Here is a 2,046-nt window from a genome sequence, read left to right on the forward strand (position 1 = left end):
CGCAGTTTCCGACCCAGCATCTGGTCGAGCTGATCGGCAAGGCCGAGAAGGGCGAGAATTTCTACCAGACCAATCTGTTCGACGGCTCCGAGGACGCCAACAAGGTGATGAGCACCACCGTCATCGTCGGCAAGAAGACCGAATCCGACAAGACGGATCCGGAAGCGCCGGCGCTGGCCAAGCTCGCCTCGGACAAATACTGGCCGGTCGACATCGCCTATTTCGACGATACCGACAAAAGCGGCGAAGAGGTGCCCGAATACCGGATCAGCTTCAAGCTGCACGAGAACGGCATCACCCGCGACCTCGTCATGGATTATGGCGACTTCTCGATGACCGGCAAGCTGGTGAACCTGTCGCTGTTCGACCAGACCAAGCCTTGCCCGGCTTCGAAATAGCAGCGCCCCGACGATAGGCGATCGCGCTTGCACGTCTGGCTTCAACTCGCCTGTCGGGCTGAAGGAGTGCGGCGAGGCTGATGGCTGTCTATGTCGATGCGGCGATCTGGAAATGGGCCGGCCACCGCTGGTGCCATCTCCTTGCCGATGAGGTCGATGAACTGCATCGCTTCGCTGCCGAACTCGGCATCAAACGCTCGTCCTACCAGGGGCCGCCCAAGACGTCGGCGCCGCACTACGATATAACCGGCTTAGAGCGCGACCGCGCGGTGCGGCTCGGGGCCGTCGAATGCAGCCGCGAGGAGATCGTGGCGGTCTTCCGCCGTGTGCGAGTGCCGAATGGGAAGGTGAGACGATGACGGTGACGGCGTTCCTGGCATATTGCGTCGCAATCACATTGGCAGCCGCCACGCCTGGGCCGGCGATGTTCGCGGTCATCACTAACGGTTTGTCGCGCGGCTTCGGCCGGGCGTTCATCACCGGCGTGGGCGTCGCCGCGGGCGACGCCGTGCTGGTCACCCTGGCGCTGCTCGGACTGGTGGCCATTGCCCAGACCTTCGAATGGATTTTTCTTTTGCTGAAATACGCGGGCGCCGCTTACCTCGTCTTTCTCGGGAACAGGATGTGGCGAGCCGCCGCCAAACAACAGGACGAATCTCCTCGGTCGCAGGCGCGGCTGTCGCGGTCCTTCGTTCTCGGCGCTTCCATTGCGCTCGGCAATCCGAAGGCGATCCTGTTCCACGCCTCCATCATGCCACTGATCCTGAACCTCGATACCATGACCTTCGCCGATGGCCTGCTGGTGGTGCTCGTCGTGATCAGCGTCAATGTCATCACCATGGGCATCTACGCCGCGATGGCCGGCCGGGCAGCCGGTTGGTTCGACACCCCGAGGCGCATGCGCCTGATGAACAGGTTCGCCGGCGGCGCGATGATCGGCACCGGTGCGCTGATTGCCGCACGTTGAGCCGCGCGGCGATGCACGGCTTGCGTTTAAGGGACTTCCCCTCTATATCCGCGCTCATTCCACACACGGACTTTGGTGTCTGCCCGGGAGAAATCCGGCTGAAACCTCCGGTGGCATCAGGACATCCCGTCCGAAATGCCTGTGTCCGTGGAGGCCAACCGGAAAGGAACTAAAGAATGGCTCTGCCAGATTTCAGCATGCGCCAGCTTTTGGAAGCTGGTGTTCACTTCGGCCACCAGACCCATCGCTGGAACCCGAAGATGGCGCCCTACATCTATGGCGCCCGCAACAATATCCACATCATCGACCTGTCGCAGACGGTGCCGCTGTTGAACCAGGCCTTGAAGCAGGTGTCCGACACCGTCGCCAAGGGCGGCCGCGTGCTGTTCGTCGGCACCAAGCGCCAGGCCTCCGACATTGTCGCCGACGCCGCGCAGCGTTCGGCCCAGTACTATGTCAACTCGCGCTGGCTGGGCGGCATGCTCACCAACTGGAAGACGATCTCGAACTCCATCCAGCGCCTGCGCAAGCTTGACGAGACGCTGGCCGGCGAGGCCCAGGGCCTCACCAAGAAGGAGCGCCTGAACCTCGACCGCGAACGCGAGAAGCTCAACAAGGCTCTCGGCGGCATCAAGGACATGGGTTCGACGCCGGACCTGATGTTCGTCATCGACACCAACA

Annotated in this window: 4 protein-coding genes; all 4 read left to right on the forward strand. The window is 62.4% G+C overall.

Features of this window, described 5'->3' with window-relative positions; genetic code table 11:
* A partial coding sequence (locus tag EOA28_RS33880; protein ID WP_128315751.1) for a DUF1849 family protein occupies nt 1-398 on the forward strand: 398 nt, incomplete at its 5' end.
* Between the two features lie 80 nt (nt 399-478).
* Nucleotides 479-757: a DUF4031 domain-containing protein gene (locus EOA28_RS33885; protein ID WP_126060741.1), complete on the forward strand. Its 279-nt coding sequence runs from the start codon at nt 479-481 to the stop codon at nt 755-757.
* The gene (locus tag EOA28_RS33890; protein WP_127251498.1) at nt 754-1,365 is read left to right on the forward strand and encodes a LysE family translocator; all 612 of its coding nucleotides are present in this window, start codon (nt 754-756) and stop codon (nt 1,363-1,365) included. The genes EOA28_RS33885 and EOA28_RS33890 overlap by 4 nt, the downstream gene beginning before the upstream one ends.
* A gap of 176 nt (nt 1,366-1,541) precedes the next feature.
* The coding region (gene rpsB / locus EOA28_RS33895; protein ID WP_128315752.1) for a 30S ribosomal protein S2 at nt 1,542-2,046 on the forward strand (505 nt) is incomplete at its 3' end.

This window comes from Mesorhizobium sp. M2A.F.Ca.ET.067.02.1.1, from assembly GCF_004023285.1.
In the GTDB taxonomy this organism is placed as follows: domain Bacteria; phylum Pseudomonadota; class Alphaproteobacteria; order Rhizobiales; family Rhizobiaceae; genus Mesorhizobium.